This window comes from Pseudomonas syringae (assembly GCF_000737245.1).
Taxonomy (GTDB): Bacteria; Pseudomonadota; Gammaproteobacteria; order Pseudomonadales; family Pseudomonadaceae; genus Aquipseudomonas; species Aquipseudomonas syringae_J.
The window spans coordinates 1-19,785 of the sequence record NZ_JPQU01000068.1 but is presented as its reverse complement, the minus strand read 5'-3'; the positions used below and the strand labels follow the sequence as shown (position 1 = coordinate 19,785).

Annotated in this window: 17 protein-coding genes; 12 read left to right on the top strand and 5 right to left on the bottom strand. The window is 58.9% G+C overall.

Annotation, left to right across the window (positions count from 1 at the left end; all coding sequences use genetic code 11):
* Nucleotides 1–75 precede the first annotated feature (75 nt).
* From IV01_RS04005 to IV01_RS04015, 4 genes are all read right to left on the bottom strand, one after another.
* Nucleotides 76–1,656 carry an aldehyde dehydrogenase (NADP(+)) gene (locus IV01_RS04005; RefSeq protein WP_032630944.1) on the bottom strand — a complete coding sequence of 527 codons (1,581 nt, stop codon included), beginning with the start codon at nucleotides 1,654–1,656 and terminating at the stop codon, nucleotides 76–78.
* Nucleotides 1,657–2,079: 423 nt separating this feature from the next.
* Nucleotides 2,080–2,415, bottom strand: coding sequence for a helix-turn-helix domain-containing protein (locus IV01_RS04010; RefSeq protein WP_032630943.1), 336 nt, complete (start codon nucleotides 2,413–2,415; stop codon nucleotides 2,080–2,082).
* 129 nt (nucleotides 2,416–2,544) lie between these two features.
* Nucleotides 2,545–3,420 (bottom strand): TIGR03915 family putative DNA repair protein, encoded by an 876-nt coding sequence (locus tag IV01_RS0125470; RefSeq protein WP_195758816.1) that lies wholly within the window; start codon nucleotides 3,418–3,420, stop codon nucleotides 2,545–2,547.
* Complete coding sequence (locus IV01_RS04015; protein ID WP_032630942.1) at nucleotides 3,411–4,631, bottom strand: putative DNA modification/repair radical SAM protein; 1,221 nt, start codon at nucleotides 4,629–4,631, stop codon at nucleotides 3,411–3,413. The genes IV01_RS0125470 and IV01_RS04015 overlap by 10 nt, the downstream gene beginning before the upstream one ends.
* Nucleotides 4,632–4,917: 286 nt before the next feature.
* On the opposite strand from IV01_RS04015, the gene IV01_RS04020 reads away from it, so the two are divergent.
* From IV01_RS04020 to IV01_RS04045, 6 genes are all read left to right on the top strand, one after another.
* A complete protein-coding gene (locus tag IV01_RS04020) occupies nucleotides 4,918–5,835 on the top strand; it encodes a LysR family transcriptional regulator (protein ID WP_032630941.1) in 918 nt (305 codons plus the stop codon).
* A 252-nt stretch (nucleotides 5,836–6,087) separates the two neighbouring features.
* On the top strand, nucleotides 6,088–7,398 hold the full coding sequence (locus IV01_RS04025) for an MFS transporter (protein WP_032630939.1): 1,311 nt from the start codon (nucleotides 6,088–6,090) through the stop codon (nucleotides 7,396–7,398).
* An 82-nt stretch (nucleotides 7,399–7,480) separates the two neighbouring features.
* A complete protein-coding gene (locus IV01_RS04030; protein ID WP_032630938.1) occupies nucleotides 7,481–8,485 on the top strand; it encodes a M14 family metallopeptidase in 1,005 nt (334 codons plus the stop codon).
* A 387-nt stretch (nucleotides 8,486–8,872) separates the two neighbouring features.
* Nucleotides 8,873–9,625 carry a zinc ABC transporter ATP-binding protein AztA gene (aztA, locus tag IV01_RS04035; RefSeq protein ID WP_032630946.1) on the top strand — a complete coding sequence of 251 codons (753 nt, stop codon included), beginning with the start codon at nucleotides 8,873–8,875 and terminating at the stop codon, nucleotides 9,623–9,625.
* Nucleotides 9,626–9,782: 157 nt separating this feature from the next.
* Nucleotides 9,783–10,652, top strand: coding sequence for a metal ABC transporter permease (locus tag IV01_RS04040; protein WP_032630937.1), 870 nt, complete (start codon nucleotides 9,783–9,785; stop codon nucleotides 10,650–10,652).
* Between the two features lie 13 nt (nucleotides 10,653–10,665).
* Nucleotides 10,666–11,559 (top strand): metal ABC transporter substrate-binding protein, encoded by an 894-nt coding sequence (locus IV01_RS04045; RefSeq protein WP_032630935.1) that lies wholly within the window; start codon nucleotides 10,666–10,668, stop codon nucleotides 11,557–11,559.
* A gap of 227 nt (nucleotides 11,560–11,786) precedes the next feature.
* Here the strand turns inward: IV01_RS04045 and IV01_RS04050 are convergent, their stop codons facing one another.
* Nucleotides 11,787–12,929, bottom strand: a complete 1,143-nt coding sequence (locus IV01_RS04050; RefSeq protein WP_032630934.1) for an aldose epimerase family protein — start codon at nucleotides 12,927–12,929, stop codon at nucleotides 11,787–11,789.
* 249 nt (nucleotides 12,930–13,178) lie between these two features.
* Between IV01_RS04050 and IV01_RS04055 the strand changes: the two genes are divergently transcribed.
* The 6 genes from IV01_RS04055 to IV01_RS04080 all read left to right on the top strand — a co-directional run bounded on the left by IV01_RS04055 (nucleotide 13,179) and on the right by IV01_RS04080 (nucleotide 19,656).
* Complete coding sequence (locus IV01_RS04055; protein WP_032630933.1) at nucleotides 13,179–14,057, top strand: SMP-30/gluconolactonase/LRE family protein; 879 nt, start codon at nucleotides 13,179–13,181, stop codon at nucleotides 14,055–14,057.
* A gap of 192 nt (nucleotides 14,058–14,249) precedes the next feature.
* The gene (locus IV01_RS04060) at nucleotides 14,250–15,254 is read left to right on the top strand and encodes a substrate-binding domain-containing protein (protein ID WP_032630932.1); all 1,005 of its coding nucleotides are present in this window, start codon (nucleotides 14,250–14,252) and stop codon (nucleotides 15,252–15,254) included.
* Between the two features lie 144 nt (nucleotides 15,255–15,398).
* Entirely contained in the window at nucleotides 15,399–16,925 is a 1,527-nt protein-coding gene (gene araG, locus IV01_RS04065) for an L-arabinose ABC transporter ATP-binding protein AraG (RefSeq protein WP_032630931.1), read from the top strand.
* 64 nt (nucleotides 16,926–16,989) lie between these two features.
* Nucleotides 16,990–17,955 carry an L-arabinose ABC transporter permease AraH gene (gene araH / locus IV01_RS04070; RefSeq protein ID WP_032630930.1) on the top strand — a complete coding sequence of 322 codons (966 nt, stop codon included), beginning with the start codon at nucleotides 16,990–16,992 and terminating at the stop codon, nucleotides 17,953–17,955.
* A 229-nt stretch (nucleotides 17,956–18,184) separates the two neighbouring features.
* On the top strand, nucleotides 18,185–18,700 hold the full coding sequence (locus tag IV01_RS04075; RefSeq protein WP_032630928.1) for a sigma-70 family RNA polymerase sigma factor: 516 nt from the start codon (nucleotides 18,185–18,187) through the stop codon (nucleotides 18,698–18,700).
* On the top strand, nucleotides 18,697–19,656 hold the full coding sequence (locus IV01_RS04080; RefSeq protein ID WP_032630927.1) for a FecR domain-containing protein: 960 nt from the start codon (nucleotides 18,697–18,699) through the stop codon (nucleotides 19,654–19,656). The genes IV01_RS04075 and IV01_RS04080 overlap by 4 nt, the downstream gene beginning before the upstream one ends.
* Nucleotides 19,657–19,785: the final 129 nt, after the last annotated feature.

Sequence of the window (19,785 nt, the reverse complement as noted above, 5' to 3'; positions counted from 1 at the left end):
GCCGCGATAGCGGTTTGCCTGACACTGCTATCGCGGCCTCGCGCCGCTCGTGCGCTTCTACAGCTCATCAGTGAGTCAGATAGCCTCGCGCGTCGCCACTCCATCCACCAGCCGCATCAAGCCCAGCGGGTTGGCATCCTTGAGCGCATCAGGGAGCAAAACGTCCGGGTAGTTTTGAAAGCAGATAGGCCGTAGAAAGCGGTTGATCGATAACGTGCCCACCGAGGTCCCCCGAGCATCCGAGGTCGCCGGGTAAGGGCCGCCGTGGACCATGGCGTCGCTGACCTCGACACCGGTTGGGTAGCCATTGATTAGCAATCGACCGGCCTTGTGTTCAAGCAGCGGAACCAGATCGGCGAAAGCGGTGAAATCTCCAGGGTCGGCAATCAATGTTGCGGTCAGCTGGCCTTGCAGGCTGTGCACAGCCTGTTTTAATTGAGCGACATCGGCGACAGTCACCGCCACTAGCATCGGGCCAAAGACTTCATGTTGCAGCAGCGGGTCGCCATCAAGCAGTAACGACACGTCGGCTGAATACAGCTGCGGGAATGCCTGATTGCCTTGCTGTACATGCCCGGCCAAATGCTGCATGCCAGGGTGGCTGGCCAACCGGCCCAGGCCATCGGAGAAATTACACAGACCGCCTGCATTGAGCAGCGTGTGCGGTGCATGAGCCTGTATCAGCTGGCCGAGGCGGTCCAGAAAGTGCTCGAACTGTGGTGAAGCAATTCCCAGCACCAGCCCGGGCTTGGTACAGAATTGCCCGCCACCGAGCACCACAGAGGCAGCCAGTTCGGCGGCGATTTTTTCGGCCCGCGCGTTGAGGGCTTCGGGCAGTACCAGCATCGGGTTGATGCTGGACATCTCGGCGAACACTGGAATCGGTTCCGGGCGGGCCGCTGCCATGTCGCAAAGGGCACGACCGCCACCCAGCGAGCCGGTGAAGCCAACGGCTTTGATCGCCGGATGTTGAACCAGCCAGGCACCCACCGTGCCGCCGTAAATCATGTTGAAGACACCGGCAGGCATCGCGGTTTTTTCCGCCGCCCGGATGATAGCCAGCGCTGCCCATTCGGCGGTTGCCATGTGTCCCGGATGTGCTTTGAACACCACAGGGCAGCCAGCCGCCAGTGCCGCTGCCGTGTCGCCACCGGCAGTCGAAAACGCCAACGGAAAGTTGCTCGCCCCGAACACGGCAACCGGCCCCAGACCGATATGGTATTGGCGCAGGTCAGGTCGAGCGGCGGGTTGGCGATCAGGCAGCGCTCGATCGATACGCGCGCCATAGAAATCACCCCGGCGCAGCAGTTGCGCAAAAAGGCGCATCTGTCCGCTGGTTCGCGCTCGCTCACCGTGAATTCGACCAGGTGGCAAGGCGGTTTCCCGGCAAACCATGGCGATGAATTCATCACCCAAGGCGTCCAGTTCGTCAGCGATTGCGTCGAGAAAAGTGGCACGTTGCAGCGCAGTTGTCGTGCGGTAGGCCGGGTAGGCGTGTGCGGCCGCCAACGCCGCTGCATCGACCTCGTCGCGGGTCGCTTCCATGAAAGTCAGGGGCAGCGCTTCGCCGGTGGTGGCATCCAGACTATGCAGGCTGACCGAGCCAGCGGCGCTGCGGGTGCCATTGATGAAGTTATGTCCAAGTAGAGCGGTCATGCAGCCTCCGTTATCGAGCGAAGTGGGCCGAAGACGCTGATCAACGGCCAGACAGATTTCCAGCACTGCACGGTAGACGAAAATTTGCAGATGTGCTCGCCCTACGGCTGCCGCACGTGATGTGTCTGGAGGAACGAATGCCCTGTAGGAGCTGCCGAAGGCAGCGATTTGCCAAGTGTGTCAGGCAAAACCCACTTCGTTTTTGTGGGAGCGAGCTTGCTCGCGAAGAGGTCGGAATTCTCAAGCACCTATCTAAACCTGGATACTGCTTTCGCGAGCAAGCTCGCTCCCACAAGTCCAGTGCTGCACGACAGCATTGCGTCCGGACGACGGGCCTGAAGGACTGAGGTGGGTCTGGATAAACGGATGGTCTTTAGGAGCTCATCGTGTTCGCTCGCACCGACGGAGAAGGGAAGTCAGGGCTTACAGGTTGCTGACATCGGCTTTGAACAAAGTACTGATCAGGCGTTTGATGTCTTCCTGGACATCGTCAGGCAAACGGTCCAGCTCGCTCAGTAGTTTGGTGTCACCGTCGGTCATGGCATCCGCCGCGCGGACTTTGCGGGTACCGGTTATCACGTACAAAACGTCAATACCTGCTGCCGCGATTGCGCTCAGATAGCCCGCGTTGGGGAAACGCTTGCCTCTCTCATAAAGCCCCTGCGCATTGGCTTCAATGCCACCGACTGCGCCCAGGGCGTGCTGTGAAAGCTCCAGTCGCTTGCGCTCCGACTTGAGTCTGCTGCCTATGCCTTCCATTTGGTTTTCCCAGTACTGACCCCTTCTCACTGATGGGGTCAGGCGCGTTCAAGGCGTAGCGCAGGTTAACAGAATGGAGGTCAAACAGGTGTTTACATGCAGGCTAATGCCGAGTTGCGCATGGATAGGTCAAGGCTCGATACGCTGAGCAGTATTGAGCTGCGGCCCACGGCTTATACGCTTGCCGGGCTTGCTTGCGATCTGGCTGGCCTGACCATCGCGCTGTTTGCCGGTCCGCGCTTCGCTGATCAGTGCCGGAATCAATGGGCCCTCGGGCAGATTCTTCCAGAAGCGGCTAGGCAGATGGCCTTGCATGACCTTCGGGTTGAGCCGCGCCGGATTGAAGATGTGGCTGTAATACGTCAACCAGAGTTCGCCACCCGGATCCTCGGCATTGCGAGCCAATGCCTGCCACTCAGGGGGGCAGACGCGATGATGAATCAACTGCTGGCCGTCGTAGAACACGCCGTCCCGGGGCGTGGCGATCATCCACCGATGCTGCCCCATGCGCCCAATGAAATGCTCACTGGCACTGTGCAATATGTCGTGAGCCGGTTCGTGCCAGGCAACGTATTGCGGTTGCGCGCATTCGGTCGGCAGTTCCGGCGCGGGCAATGCCACGAAGCGCAGAAATGCATGCAAGTGATGAGCTTCACGACTCACTTGCTTGATGCGCCGATGCAGTTCGCTGCCCAGCTTGTCTCCAGCCAGCATGGCCGTACGGTCGCCGTGACTGACTCGCCATAGCACTTCGTAGAGCAGACTCCAGCGTTGTTCACCCCGGTATTGCGCAGCGTTTTCCAGTGATTGCAGCAATGCCTGCGGAATCCGCGCCTGAAAGGGGCCTTGATGCTCGGGGTAGCTGTGATCGGAGGCGAACAGGCCCGCGGCGTCACTGGACGCCCAACTGACTTCGCTGGGATCGATGTGGTGGCTGAGCAGCCAGCGTGCTTGCTCCCGCCAGCTGGCGAACAGGTCGTCGCAGTCCAGGCTGATCATCCCCATAACCCCATTTGCTGGGGCTGCGGGCGGTCACGCAGCAACTGGTGCAGGGATTCGCTGCTGCTCTCCGCTTGAGTCGGGTGATAGTCGCTGGTGATGATGAAAGGCTTGGCCTTGGCCAGCACACAGCGCATGCGGGTCAGATCTTCGTAGCGAATCCGCCGCTGGCGACGCAATTCCATCAGCCGGTTGGTGGTGCGGATGCCAATGCCGGGAATCCGCGCAATCAGTGAAGCGTCGGCGCGGTTCAGGTCCAGCGGGAACAGGTTACGGTTGTTCAGCGCCCAGGCCAGTTTCGGGTCGATGTCGAGCGCCAGATGGCCCGGCCCCTGGAACAGTTCATTGACCTTGAACCCATATCCGCGCAACAGGAAATCCGCCTGATACAGTCGATGCTCGCGCATCAGCGGTGGGGCGGCCAGAGGTACGCTTTTCGGGCTGTTGGGAATCGGGCTGAACGCCGAGTAGTAAACCCGACGAAGGCCATAATTACCGTAGAGGGACTCGGCACTGCGCAGGATGGTGCTGTCGTCCGTTTCGTCGGCACCGACAATCATCTGGGTACTTTGCCCGGCAGGTACGAAGCGGGGTGCACGAGGCTCGTTAAGGATAGTTTGCTGGCCCGTGTGAATCGTTTGCATGGCTTGTTTGATAGAGGCTACGTCTTTTTCCGGGGCGAGGGTTTTCAGGCCTGCATCGGTCGGCAGCTCAATATTGACGCTCAGCCGATCGGCGTAACGGCCAGCCCGTTCGATCAGTGCGGGATCAGCATCCGGGATGGTCTTGAGATGGATGTAACCGCGAAATTCGTGGACCTCACGGAGTAACCGGGCGACTTCGATCAGCTGCTCCATGGTGTAGTCGGCAGAGCGGATAATGCCGGAGCTGAGAAACAGACCGCTCACGCAATTGCGCCGGTAGAAATCCAGTGTCAGGGTCACCACTTCTTCAGGGCTGAAACGGGCGCGGGGCACATCGCTGGATCGGCGATTGACGCAGTACTGGCAGTCATACAGACAGAAATTGGTCAGCAGGATCTTGAGCAGGGACACGCAACGCCCGTCCGGCGTATAGCTGTGGCAAATACCCATGCCATTGCTCGAACCCAGGCCGCTCTTGCCCTCGGAGCTGCGCTTGGGCGCGCCGCTGCTGGCGCATGACGCGTCGTATTTGGCGGCATCAGCGAGGATGCTGAGCTTGTCGATCAGCTGCATGGAAAACTCCGATACTGTTCGTATGTACAGTATCGGGTTGGGCGGGCAGGTTCAAGGTTTGCTTTGTCGTCTACATCGCGTTGGTCGGAAATCGACTGCTTCGAGTTGTCGGCGCTCTGAGTTATGGTCTGACGGTTATTTGGGCCTGTAGGATCGCGCTTGCCCGCGATGAACGATAGCGCGGTGTTGCAGGCGGACCGCGTCGGCTGGATCGCGGGCAAGCGCGCTCCTATAGGTCCTTCGTCAGATCGTCGCATTTGCGCGGACCCTCTATCAGGAACATTGCATGCAACTGGAATGGCTTGAAGACTTTATAGAGCTGGCCGAGACACGAAGCCTGTCTCGGGCAGCGCAAAACCGCTGCGTGACGCACCCTGCGTTCGGGCGGCGGATCAAGGCGCTGGAAGACTGGTTTGGCGTCCCCCTGATCGAGCGCAAGCAGCCACTGTCGCTGACCCCGGCAGGTCTGCTGTTCCTTGAAGCGGCGACCCAGTCACTGGGGTTGCTGAAAGCAGCCCGTGCACAGTTTCAGAATGTCGGCCTGAACCGCGACGAACCGGTGCGCATCGCCACCGGACGCACCCTGGCCAGCGATTTCTTTCCGGACTGGTACGAGTCGCTCAATCAGCGCTTCGGGTCTTTCGCGGTTTCACTGGTGACCAGTGGCTCACAGGAAGCGATCAGCCGGGTCTCCGCCGGGGAGGTTGATCTGCTGCTGATTTTCTCGAGCCCGCTAACCCAGATCCTGATCGACCCCGAACGCTTTGATTCTCTGGTGTTGGCCCGTGAGGCTCTGGTTCCGGTCAGCGCTCCGGATGCCGACGGCCAACCACGCTTCCAGATTTCCCCAGGCATCTCGGCCTCCAGCGTTCCCTGGCTCGCCTTCTCGCCGACCCTGGCCTTGCGCGGAGTACTGGCCCAGCATCTGGCGGGCCTGCCGCAACGGGTGGCGTTACGCATGACCTACCAGGCGGATTCCTACGACGCGATTCTGCAAATGGCCAAACGTGGCAACGGTCTGGCCTGGTTACCGAAAATGGTGGTCAAGGCTGCTCTGGCGGCTGGAGAACTGGTCATGGCTGGCGGTCCCGAACTGACGATTGGCTTTGATATATCCCTGCATCGGCGCCGCTCGAATCAGGCAGAACAGGTCATGAGAATCTGGCGCGGCCTGTCTGAGGATGCACCGATTCAGGGCAAATGAAAAAAACTCGGCTTATGAAGTGCCGCCGCAAGTCAGACGCCATCGAAGGCGTGCCCGAAAGGCTCAGGCCTGTGCCGAAACAGCAATTGTCGGGTTGATTTCCTTGATTCAACTTAGCCCCGGGGTGAAGGCAATGTGGGTTCAGACGCCCTGAACCGTTGATTCGCGCCGCCCATAAAAATACCGCGATCCTCATTGTCGCCAGCCGGTTTGACATGAGCGGTCGCCACTGTGATTAACCGGGGCCTATTCATGACAGTTCAAACGGCAGCAACCCATGCTTCAATGGCTGCGCCACGGCGCAGTCCGTGGAAAGAAATCGTCGCCGCCAGTATCGGCAATGCGCTGGAATTCTACGACCTGCTGATCTACGGCTACTTCGCGATCATCATTGGCAAGTTGTTTTTCCCTTCCGATAACGAAACCACCTCGCTATTACTGAGTGTCGGCTCGTTTGGTATCTCGTTCCTCATGCGGCCACTGGGTGCGATCGTGCTTGGCTCTTATGCAGATCGGGCAGGGCGCAAGGCATCGCTGACAATGTCGATCCTGATCATGATGATTGGCACGGCACTGATTACCTTCGTACCGACCTTCGAGCAGATCGGCTACGCAGCGCCGTTGATCATCATCGTTGCCCGAATGCTGCAGGGGTTTTCCACGGGTGGCGAATTTGGTGCCGCGACGGCTTTCATGGTCGAACACGCCGATGCAAAACGCCGTGGTTTTTTCGCCAGCTGGCAGCTGTCGACCCAAGGGCTGGCAACTATTCTGGCAGCCGGCATGAGTGCTTTGCTCAGCTACGTGCTGACGGACGTACAACTCAGTGACTGGGGCTGGCGGGTTGCCTTTGGCGTCGGTTTGTTGATTGGTCCGGTGGGTTTGTATATTCGCAGCCAGATCGATGAAACTCCGGACTTTCAGAAAGTCGCCAGCCAGGAAACCAATCGCACGCCGCTGCGCGACGTATTGATCAAAGGGCATGTCAGCCTGTTACTGGCTATCGGCGTGGTTTCCGGAGCAACCGCTTTCAACTACGTACACAAGCTGTACATGCCGACCTATGCACTCAAGCAATTGCACATTACCGCCACATCCTCCTACATGGGAGCGCTGATCACCGGGGTGATGTTGATGATCATGGCACCGGTGTTCGGTGGTCTTTCTGATCGCCTGGGCCGCTTCAAGGTATTGAGTGTCGCGCTGTTGATCACCGGTCTGTCGTCCTACCCGATGTTTGTGCTGCTCAACGCTTTCCCGTCGCTAAGTACTTTGCTAATGGTCCAGGCGGTTGTCGGCATCTTGATCGCCGCCTGTCTTGGACCCATACCGGCGATGCTGGCGGATATCTTCCCGACCAGTATCCGCGGCACCGGCCTGGCCCTGAGTTACAACTTTTCAGTGACCCTGTTCGGCGGTTTCGCGCCTCTGATCGTGACGTGGATGATCGAAGCCACCGGCAGCAAGCTGGCGCCGAGTTTCTATGTCATGGCCACGGTGCTGATCAGCATGATTTCGGTCATCGCTCTTGGCCGCCGCATGCGCAGCCAGCCTCAGCACTGATTCATAAGACCCCCACAACAAGATCGTCGTTGCCGGGCCATGACGCCCGGCGCATGCAAACTTTTATCTGTCGGAGATGGCAATGAAAACCCTTGAGCAAGTTCGCGCAACGCTGCAACCGTACCCGGTGGAAGTTGAATTTCCGGATATCCGTCAATGGCAGACCGGCAATACTGGCGTCGAATACGTGCACAGTTTCGACAGTGGCGTGCCTGGGCCTCACGTGATGGTCATGGCCCTGACCCACGGCAATGAAGTCACGGGCGCCATCGCAGTGGACGCCTTGTTACGCGCGGGTGTTCGCCCGCGTCAAGGACGCTTGAGCCTGGCGTTTGGCAATGTCGAGGCGTACCACCGATTCGATCCTCAGGACATCGACGCCACGCGCTATATCGATGAAGACATGAATCGGGTCTGGGTCCCTGCAAGGCTGGACGGTGATGAAGTGTCGGTCGAGCTGAATCGGGCGCGAGCTTTGCGCCCGCTGATCGACAGCGTTGATCTGTTGCTGGATATCCACTCGATGCATGAAGAAGCGGCGCCGGTGATGATGAGCGGCGCCCAGATCAAAGGGCTGGAATTTGCAGCAGCCCTGGGTGTGCCGGAGGTGGTGGTTGCTGACAACGGTCACCTCAACGGCAAACGTATGCGCGATTACGGCGGCTTCGACGATGCCGCCAGCAAGAAGAACGCCTTGCTGATCGAGACAGGGCAACATTTTTCCAGATTAAGCGAGCAAGTGGCGCTGGATATTGCCGCTCGCTTTCTGATCTGCACAGGTGCAGTGCTGGAGTCCGATGTGAAGGGGTTTCTCAGTCAAAAGCGTCCAGCTGTCCAGCGCTTCTTGCAGGTCACCGAGCCTGTAGTCGCCAGCAGCATGGACTTCACCTTCGTCGAGGATTATCGAGGGCTGGAGTTGATTGAACGGGCGGGCACGGTCATCGCCCGGGATGGCGATCGGGACGTCGTTACACCTTACGATAATTGCGTGCTGGTGCAGCCCTCTCTGCGCCATCTGGGTCCGGGCGTGACGGTGGTGCGTCTGGCGCGGATCATTCCGGCGTCGGAGCTGCAATTGCCGAGGTAATCGACCGGCGTGGGGCAGTCGCTGCAGTAGGCCATCACTAACGGTGAGTGCGAACTCCGACAGCGTCGTGTCTGGGTCAGAAGCAACCTCACAACCCGAGACTCCCCCGAATCGTAGACTTGCCTATCGGCCTGGAAAACGTGGACGGGTTGATTGAGGTTTTAAATCCATCGTTCGATGATGAGATAAAAGTGTTACTTCATAACACTTAGCTTGATTGCTATGTAATACTGTAACGAATCGTTGCAGGTTACGGCTCATGATAACTCCTCGCGCCCCTTCCATTGCTGGCTCGGTGTTGGCCCAGCCGGCATGGAAAAGAATCCTCCTTGCTTTTGGCATGTTGGTTTTGCTGTGGCTAGCCATCGTCTGGGCGGTGGCCATTCCATGAGCGCGGCCATTTCGCTCAAAGACCTCACCGTTGCCTACGAACGGCGTCCGGCGGTGCATCACATCACCGGTTGTTTCGAAACTGGCAGTCTGACGGCCATCGTCGGGCCTAACGGTGCGGGTAAGTCGACTTTGATCAAAGCCATTGCCGGGACCATGAAGCCCGCAGCGGGGAAGGTGGATCGCGGCAATCTGGCCACGAGAACTCTGGGTTACCTGCCCCAGGCGGCAGAGATTGATCGCAGCTTTCCGCTAAGCGTCGCCGATACCGTGGCCATGGGGGCGTGGCGCAGCATGGGTGCGTTTCGTGGCCTGGGTCGCGATGCGGCCAGGCGCACCCGTGAAGCGTTGCAAGCGGTGGGCCTCGAAGGTTTTGAATCCCGCAGCATCGGTTCGCTGTCTTCAGGGCAATTTCAACGGGTGCTGTTTGCCCGTCTGTTATTGCAGGACGCAGCGGTGATCTTGCTCGACGAACCGTTCACCGCCATCGACGCCCGCACAACCCGGGACCTGCTGGAGCTGGTACGGGGCTGGCACGAGCAGGGCAGGACAGTCATCGCTGTGCTGCATGACATCGACCAGGTGCGCCAGCATTTTCCCCAAACCTTGCTCATGGCCCGCGAAGCCATCGCCTGGGGCGCGACCGCCGACGTGCTCAATGCAGTAAACCTGCGCAAGGCAAGGAATATGGCGGAGTTCTGGAGTGCGGATGCGCAATTGTGTGGGGTGGAGGATGCTGAATGCTCCTGAGACCGCGTTCTTTGGCTGTGAATACAGAACCTGTGGGAGCGGTGCTTGGTCTGGGCGGCATTGACCTTATCGTCGGAATGCTGCCCAGACCAAGCTCCGCTCCCACAGGGGCTCGGATTCCAAGCCGCTATCCAGTTCGTTTGTTGAGATTGCAGTTATGACGCTCTACAACCTCCTGATCGACCCCTTCGTCGAATTTGGCTTCATGCGCCGCGCCCTGGTGGCCTGCCTGGCGCTGGGCATTGGCTCCGGTCCCGTGGGTGTGTTGCTGATGTTGCGGCGCATGAGTCTAGTGGGGGATGCGATGAGTCACGCGGTATTGCCCGGTGCGGCGCTGGGTTTTCTGTTTTTCGGGCTCTCATTACCGGCCATGGGCATTGGTGGGCTGATTGCCGGCCTGGCGGTTGCGCTGTTGTCCGGGCTGGTCAGTCGGCTCACCACACTGCGCGAGGACGCCAGTTTTGCCAGCTTCTACCTGACGTCACTGGCCGCCGGGGTAATGATCGTTTCGCTGCACGGCTCCAACATCGATCTGCTGCATGTGCTCTTCGGCACCATTCTGGCGATTGATGCCGATGCCATTTACATGGTCGGCGGCATCGCATCGTTCACGCTTATTCTGCTGGCGCTGATCTATCGGCCTTTAGTGCTGGAATGTTTCGATCCCGGTTTTCTGCGCGCGGTGGGCGGACGCGGGTCGTTGTATCACGTGCTGTTTCTGCTGCTGGTGGTACTCAATCTTGTGGCCGGGTTTCAGGCGCTGGGCACCTTGATGGCGGTGGGCATGATGATGCTGCCTGCCACGGCGGCGCGGTTCTGGGCGACGTCGCTCAGCGCGCTGGTGCTGATCTCGACCCTGGTTGCCACTTTGTCGGGGCTGATCGGCTTGATCATCTCCTATCACCTGGGCGTCGCTTCCGGCCCTGCCATCGTCCTGACCGCTAGCGCGTTCTACGGGTTTTCACTGTTGTTTGGCCGTACCGGCATCCTGCGGCGGCTGTTTCCCCAATCCCATCTGGCCAGTTGAAAAAAGGTGCGTCATGAAAAGATCAATGCTGTTCGGCACATTGGCAGCCTTCGCGCTGTCCGGGTTTAGCGTTCTGGCTCAGGCTAAACCGCTTGAGGCGGTAGCATCTTTCACGGTCATCGCCGATATGGTGCAGAACGTCGGCGGCGAGCGCGTGCATGTCACGTCGCTGATCGGCCCCAATGGCGACCCGCACGTGTACGAACCGACTCCGGCAGACGCCCAGGCACTGAAAAAAGCCGACGTTGCGTTTGTCAGTGGCCTGCATCTGGAAGGCTGGATGGACCGTTTGATCAAGGCCTCCGGTTACAAGGGCGAGCCAGTGGTGCTGTCCACCGGGATCAAGACTCGCAGCATGGAAGAAGACGGCCAGCGCATCACCGATCCCCACGCTTGGAACAGCGCCGCTAATGCGGTGATCTATGTCCGCAACATCGTAACGGCCTTGCAGAAGATTGATCCGGCAGGTGCCAGCGTTTATCAGGCCAATGGCGAGCGCTATAGCGCTCAGCTCAAGACGCTGGACAGTTACGCTCGCACGCAAATCCAGAGCATTCCCGCCACTCAACGCAAGGTCCTGACCTCACACGATGCCTTCGGCTACTTCGGTGATGCCTATGGCGTGACCTTCCTCTCGCCACTGGGTTTTTCCACCGAGTCTGAACCATCAGCCGCCGATGTGGGCAAGCTCATCCGGCAGATCAAGGCGGACCATGTCAGCGCTTATTTCTTCGAAAATTCCGGTGATCCACGTCTGGTCAAACAGATCGCCGACGCGAGCGGTGCCAAACCTGGTGGCGAGTTGTATGTCGAAGCGCTGTCGCCAGCCGACGGGCCGGCGGCCAGCTATGTGCAGATGTTCCGGTACAACGTTGATGCGATGGTCAAGGCGATGCGAGGTAAATAACCTGTGAACACCACCCTGTTTGTCCGCAAGGGATTTGGTGACGTGGGACCGGCTTTAGCCGGGAAGAGGCCGGGACATTCGAACCTGTTCATTGACTGAAATGCCGCCGGCAAACAGCCTGTGAACACCGTGTGGGAGCGGAGCTTGCCCGCGATAAGGTCAACGCGATCTTAAGTGAACCGCGTAAAGCCATATCGCGGGCAAGCACCGCAGGTGTTGTGTGAGCCCTACAAAAATTTAAACACCGTCGTCTGGGTATAGGTTTTGCCCGGATCCAGCCTTGTGCTCTGGAATTTCGGCTGGTTCGGCGCATCCGGGTAGTGTTGGGTTTCCAGGGTGAAGGCGCCCCAGTGCGGGTAAACCTTGCCGCCTTTGCCGTGGATGCTGCCGTCCAGGAAGTTGCCGGTATACAGCTGCACGCCCGGCTCGCTGGTGAACAACTGCAGACGGCGCCCGGATTGCGGGTCACTGACTTCGGCGGCCAGCTTGCCGACGTCGCCCTTGGTATCGAGCACCCAGTTGAAATCAAAGCCGCCTTGTTTCGGCTCGGCATATTTCAATTGCTGATGGTCGGCGTGGATGTTCTTGCCGATGGCGGTCGGCTTCAGGAAGTCCATGGGCGTGCCTTTGACCGCTGGCAGTTCGCCGGTGGGGATCAGCTTTTCGTTGACTGGCGTGTAGTGCGACGCATGCAGCATTGCCACTTGCTTGAGCACATCACCTTCGCCTGCACCTGCCAGGTTGAAATAGCTGTGATTGGTCAGGTTCAGCACAGTGGGCTTGTCTGTGGTGGCCCGGTACTGGATGCGCAGCTCGTTTTTCTCGTTGAGGCTGTAGGTCACCTGAGTGTTCAGATTACCTGGGAAGCCCATCTCGCCATCGGCTGACAGGTAGGTGAGTTTCACCCCCACCCAGCCATTTTCGTTGCTCGGTTCTGCTTTCCATACCCGCTTGTCAAAACCCTGAGGGCCGCCGTGCAAAGCGTTGGTTTTGTCGTTTTGCGGCACCTGGTAGGTTTTGCCATCGAGCTTGAACTGGCCGCCTGCCAGACGGTTACCAAAACGGCCGATGGTCGCGCCGAAATACACTGTGCCGTTGTCCTGATAGCCCTTGACGTCATCAAAGCCAAGCACCACATCGGCGACTTTGCCGCTCTTGTCCGGCACCATCAGCGACTGCAGCGTCGCGCCGTAGGTGATGATGCTGGCTTCGACGCCATGGCTGTTGCGCAGAGTGTATTTCTCGACCGCAGTGCCATCGGAGGTGCTGCCGAAGGCGCTGTGTTCGCTGGACAGACTGGCCGCATTGGCGGTGAGGGTTGCGATCATCAAGGACAGTCCAAAACTGCTGAGCAGTGCAGAGGGTTTCATGAGGTTACCTTTTATTGTTGTTGTCTAGGATGAGGCTGCGTCGTCATTGGTAAGACTATTTATCTCGCAAAAGTGCAGCTTCTGGATTTATAGACGATAAATGGCAGCTTGAAAAATTAATCGTAATACTATTTAGTATTCCTCATCTGCTGACATTGCATGCCGCAGCTGTGAGTCAGCAGTCGGCGGCCAGGCATTGCCAATGCGGCTGATCTATACGACAAAAATAACAACAAAGGACATATTCATATGCAATGGCTGCCCGTTTCGGCGCACCGTTTCATGCTGGGCGAAGGTCCGTTCTGGGACGCTGACACCCAAACCCTCTACTGGGTCGACATCGCGGCCCGGCTCGCCTGCCGGCTGTTCGAAGAGCAATTCCAGCAATGGCACCTGCCCGAGCCGGTCTCGGCGTTCATTCCTTCGGTCCACGGCGATGCTCTGGTCACACTGGCCAGCGGTGTGTATCGCCTCGATCTGGATTCCCCTGGCTACGAACCGGCACTGACGCTGTTGTGTGCTGCCGACCCGGTCCCGGGCAATCGTGCCAACGAAGCGCGCTGCGATGCGCAAGGCCGGCTCTGGCTGGGTACCATGCAAAACAACCTGGACGAGCAGGGCGGTGACGTGCCCCTGCTGCGGCGTTCTGGTGGACTGTTTCGTATCGATGCCGATGCTGCGGTGACGCCGCTGGTGAGCGGACAAGGCATCGTCAACACGCTGCTCTGGAATGCCCGCGGCGACACGCTGTACAGCGCCGACAGTCTCGATGGCCTGATCTACCGTTACCCGATTCTTCCCGACGGCACCCTCGGTATGCGCTCAATCTGGGCAGCCGAGCAATCGCACGGGGTCCCTGACGGATCGGCCATGGATGCCGAAGGCTACGTCTGGAATGCGCGCTGGGGTGGTAGCTGCCTGATTCGATTTGCACCGGACGGCAGCGTCGATCGTGTGGTTGAGCTGCCAGTCAGCCACCCCACCAGCTGCGTCTTTGGCGGCCCCGACATGACCAGGCTGTACATCACCACTGCTGCACCAGCCGACCGAAATGGCACGTTCGACGGAGCACTGTTGGCGGCCGAGGTAGGCATTCGCGGGATGCCTTGTATCCGTTTTGCAGGCTGATCCAACCCTAAGCCAGCCCGAAAAGGAGAAGTCAACGCCGCGGGTGACACTAGGTTACATTGCGGCCATTACGAATATGGTATGACTATTTAGCTTTCGTGGTGACGTCGGACTTTCCGCTATCAGGTACGCCTGAGGTCACTAAATCAACGCTGGACGCTGTAGCTATTCAATAACAATAAGGAGTTAGCTATGTTGAGTCGTCACGGGATTCGTTCCCTTTGCTGTGCCGCTGTTGCCACCGCCGTTCTGGGTCTTTCCGGCGGAGTGTTCGCCGCCGATAAAGTCAAAATCGGCTTCCTCGTCAAACAGGCTGAAGAACCCTGGTTTCAAACCGAATGGGCTTTTGCCGAAAAAGCTGGCAAGGATCACGGTTTTGAAGTGATCAAAATCGCGGTTCCCGACGGCGAGAAAACCCTCTCTGCTATCGATAGCCTGGCCGCCAACGGCGTGAAGGGCTTCGTGATCTGCCCGCCGGATGTCAATCTTGGCCCAGCCATCGTGGCTAAAGCCAAGGCCAACGGCATGAAGGTGATGGCGGTGGATGACCGCTTCGTCGATGCCAAAGGCAAGTTCATGGAGGACGTACCTTATCTGGGCATGGCCGCTTTTGAGGTAGGCCAGAAGCAGGGCGCCGCGATGGCGACCGAGGCGAAGAAACGCAATTGGGACTGGAAAGACACCTACGCGATCATCAATACCTACAACGAACTGGACACTGGCAAGAAGCGCACCGACGGCTCTGTTGATGCCCTGAAGAAAGCTGGCCTGCCTGAAGATCACATCCTTTTCACCCCGCAAAAGACCCTCGACGTTCCCGGCAGCATGGACTCCACCAACGCAGCCTTGCCTAAACTGCCTTCAGGGGCCAAAAACCTGATTGTTGGCGGCATGAATGACAACACCGTGCTGGGCGGCGTGCGAGCCACAGCGGGCGCCGGCTTCGCGCCTGCCAATGTCATCGGCATCGGTATCAACGGTACTGACGCCATCGACGAGTTGAAGAAGAAGGAAAGCGGCTTCTTTGGTTCGATGCTGCCAAGCCCGGACAAAGAGGGCTACAACACTGCGCTGATGGTTTACGAGTGGGTGACCACTGGCAAAGAACCTCCGAAATACACCGCGATGGAAGACGTGACGCTGATTACCCGGGCGAACTTCCAGGAAGTGCTGACCAACATCGGGCTTTGGAAGTAAGGGCTGTAGCGACTCATACCCGTAGGAGTGCGCTTGCCCGCGATGCGGTGTATCGCCGAAAAATGTGTCCCCTGACATGACGCTATCGCGGGCAAGCTCGCTCCTACAGATGTTACGTTTTGGTCCAGATGAGTGGAGGGTTCTATGCAACCCGTAGCAATTGCACAACCAGTCCCCGCGGGCGGCTTGCGCTTCAACGGCATCGGTAAAAATTTCCCCGGCGTGCGTGCGCTGTCGGACATCACGTTCGAAGCGCGCCCTGGCAGCGTTCATGCGCTGATGGGTGAGAACGGCGCAGGCAAATCCACGCTGTTGAAGATTCTGGGTGGCTCGTATCAGCCCAGCAGCGGCAACCTGTCCATTGGTGAGCAGCCCTACCTTTTCAAATCCACTGCGGACAGCATTGCGGCGGGCGTTGCGGTCATCCATCAGGAACTGCAACTGGTGCCTGAAATGTCCGTCGCCGAAAACCTGCTGCTCGGGCACATGCCCAGCCGCTGGGGGATGGTCAACCGCCGCGCCATGTACCGTCAGGCGCAAGAGTTGCTCAAAGGTCTGGCCGATGAAATCGACCCGGCCATGCGCTTGGGCGATTTGTCCCTTGGCCAGCGTCAGCTGGTAGAAATCGCCAAGGCCATGTCGCGCAACGCTCATGTCATTGCTTTCGACGAACCCACCAGCAGCTTGTCAGCCCGGGAAATCGATCGGCTGATGGCGATTATCGTCAAGCTTCGCGATGAAGGTCGGGTGATTCTCTATGTCTCCCACCGCATGGAGGAAATTTTCCGGGTTTGCGATGCAGTCACCGTGTTCAAAGACGGCCGCTTTGTGCGCACCTTCGACGACATGGCACAACTGGACCACGACCGGCTGGTGACCTGCATGGTCGGCCGCGATATTCAGGACATTTATAACTATCGCCCCCGTCAACATCAGGGGCCCGGCCTGCGGGTTACCGGGCTGCTGGGGCCGGGTTTGCAGGAGCCGGTGACCTTTGCCGTGCAGAAGGGTGAAGTGCTGGGCTTCTTCGGGCTGGTGGGCGCGGGGCGTACCGAGATGTTCCGGATGCTCTCGGGGCTGACCCGCAGCAAATCCGGCAGTTTGCAGATCGAGGGGCAGAATCTTGAGCTGCGTTCGCCTCGCGACGCCATCGCCGCAGGCATCCTGCTTTGTCCGGAGGACCGCAAGAAAGAAGGCATCGTGCCGCTTTCCAGCGTGGCGGAAAACATCAACATCGGCGCGCGTCCACGCCACGTCCATCTGGGCTGCCTGATCCAGGGGCGCTGGGAGAAAAGCAACGCCAGCCAGCAAATCAAATCGATGAATGTAAAAACGCCGTCGCCGGATCAGCAAATGCTCTACCTCTCCGGCGGCAATCAGCAGAAGGCGATCCTCGGCCGTTGGCTGTCGATGCCGATGAAGGTCTTGCTGCTGGACGAGCCGACCCGGGGCATCGACATCGGTGCAAAGTCGGAGATCTACCAGATCATCCATAACCTGGCCGCTGACGGGATCGCCGTGATTGTCGTCTCCAGCGACTTGATGGAGGTCATGGGTATCGCCGACCGCATTCTGGTCATGAGTGAAGGCGCTATCACGGGCGAATTGAACCGCGACGAGGCTAACGAAGCTCGTTTATTGCAACTGGCACTGCCACGGACCCGAGGCTGAAACCGCTACCGGGTTCTGACAAAACAGCACGACAACCTGAATGAAAAATAAGAAAGAGGTGCGTATGTCCAACGAAACCAGTCTGGCGGCTCCACGCCAAGGCCTTAACTTGCGTCGCTTTATCGATGACTGGGCGATGCTCATGGCTGCTGTTGGCATCTTTGTGCTGTGTACGCTGCTCATCGATAACTTCATGTCACCCCTCAACATGCGTGGCCTGGGCCTGGCTATTTCCACGGTGGGCATCGCGGCCTGCACCATGTTGTTCTGTCTGGCCTCCGGGCATTTCGATCTGTCGGTGGGCTCGGTGCTGGCCTGCTCCGGGGTGATCGCAGGCATTGTCATCCGTGATACCGACAGCTTGTTTCTGGGTGTCTCGGCGGCTCTTGCCATGGGCCTGGTGGTGGGGTTGGTCAATGGCATCGTGATTGCCAAGTTACGCATCAACGCCCTGATTGCCACGTTGGCGACCATGCAGATCGTCCGTGGCCTGGCTTATATTTTCTCCAACGGCAAGGCGGTGGGAGTCTCCAACGAGGACTTTTTCGTGTTCGGCAACGGCCAGCTTTATGGTGTGCCGGTGCCGATCCTGATCACCATTGCGTGCTTCGCTTTCTTCGGCTGGTTGTTGAACTACACCACCTATGGACGCAATTCTCTGGCCATTGGCGGCAACCAGGAAGCGGCGTTGCTAGCTGGCGTGCACGTGGATCGCACCAAGATCATCATCTTCGCCGTGCATGGCGTAATTGGCGCGCTGGCCGGTGTGGTGCTGGCATCGCGCATGACCTCCGGTCAGCCGATGATTGGTCAGGGCTTCGAGCTGACAGTTATTTCGGCCTGTGTCCTCGGTGGCGTTTCACTGAGTGGCGGCATTGGCATGATTCGCCACGTGATCGCCGGGGTGTTGATTCTGGCCATCATTGAAAACGCCATGAACCTGAAGAACATCGACACCTTCTATCAATACGTGATCCGCGGCTCGATCCTGTTGCTGGCGGTGATTATTGATCGGTTGAAGAGGCGGTAGGCGGGGCCGAAAATTTAAGGCTGCAGCAGACCTAGTGTGGGAGCGGTGCTTGCCCGCGATAGGGACACTGCGATTACTTATGCAGATCACCTAAACCTTATCGCGGGCAAGCACCGCTCCCACAAGTCCTCTGTTGGGCCATGACAAATGTAAATAAGTTGGCGAGCTGACTGTAACTAAATAGAATGATTCTCATTTTAAATAGTGACATTGCAGTGGGCCGTTGACGATGAGGCAAGCAGCAGGGCCGTCAGAGCCTACTCTGGAAAATTTCTATCGTGACCATCGCAGCTGGCTGGAAAACTGGCTGCGCTGTCGTTTGGGCAATGCGTGGGATGCTGCCGACCTTAGCCAGGACACGTTCGTCAGGGTTCTGGCCAGCCAACACAGCGAGCCACTGCACAACCTCCGCGAGCCGCGGGCCTACCTGATCACGGTGGGCAAGCGCCTGCTGATCAACCATTACCAGCGTCGCAGCGTTGAACAGGCCTATCTCCAGGCGCTGGCGACCCTGCCGGAAACCGTGATTCCATCGCCGGAACAGCGTTGGGTCCTGCTGGAAACCCTCCAGGCACTGGATGAATTGCTCGATGCACTGCCATTGGCGGTACGTCGGGCTTTTCTATGGGCGCAGCTCGAAGGGCTCAACTACGCGCAGATCGCTGAACGACTCGCGGTCTCCCAGCGGACGGTCAAGCGCTACATGGCTCAGGCTTACACCCATTGCCTGATGATCGACCTGTGAACAGCGCGGTGTCGACCCGACAAATTGCCGAAGATGCAGCCCATTTTCTGGTGCTGCTGGAATCAGGCAGTGCCAGCGCCGACGACCGTGCGCGTTTACAACGCTGGCGCGAGCAATCGCCACATCACGAACAGACCTGGCAGAAAGCTCAAGGCCTTCGCCAGCGCTTTGCCGGGCTGCCCCCCGAGCTGGCGATGGCCAGCCTCGACCGGCCCGATTCTGGGCGTCGCTCCGTGCTCAAGCGTGCGCTGATTGTGGCGGCGTTGCTTCCCGCAGGCTGGATGCTCGCCCAGCAGGCACCGATTGCCGCGTTGCGTGCCGACCTGCGCACCGCTGCCGGAGAGCGACGGGATCTGCGCCTGCAAGATGGCAGCGTGCTGCAGCTGGATACTGCCAGCGCCCTGAATATCGACCTGGAGCAGGGCAGGCGCCTGCTGACGCTGATCGAAGGCGAAATGGCCTTGAACATGGCCAGCAACGTACCGCCCATGACCATCCAGACCCGACAGGGCAGGGTGCAGGCCACTGGGGCGGATTTGTGCATTCACCAGCAAGGTGATCAGTGCCTGGTTTCCGTGTGGCGCGGCAACGTGGAGTTGTTAGCGCAACGCGGCCATTCGGTACCTTTGCAGGCGGGGCAACGGGCGACCATGAGTACCGAGGGCATCTCCTCGGTCAGTGCATTTGATGTTAGCCAGCCTGGTTGGCGCCAGGGTGTGTTGAGTGTTGAGAATCAGCCGTTAGGTGTCTTTTTGGCCGAACTGAGCCGCTATCGTCCCGGCATCCTGCGCTGGGAACCTGAGCTGGAACGCCTGAACGTCACCGGCACCTTCCGCCTGGACGATACTGACCGGATCCTCAAACTGCTCGTCGCCAGCCTGCCGGTGCAGGTGGTGAGCCGCACCCGTTACTGGGTGACGCTGTCATTGCGGCCGGCGGGTAACATTTCGGCGTGAATCCCCCGTCTTACTGACGCCGCGCTGTCGCGCAGCAAACGGTGCATTTGTGGGAGCGAGCTTGCTCGCGAAGGCGGTGTCCTGATTTCAAGGGATGTTCAGGAATTCTGGCCCCTTCGCGAGCAAGCT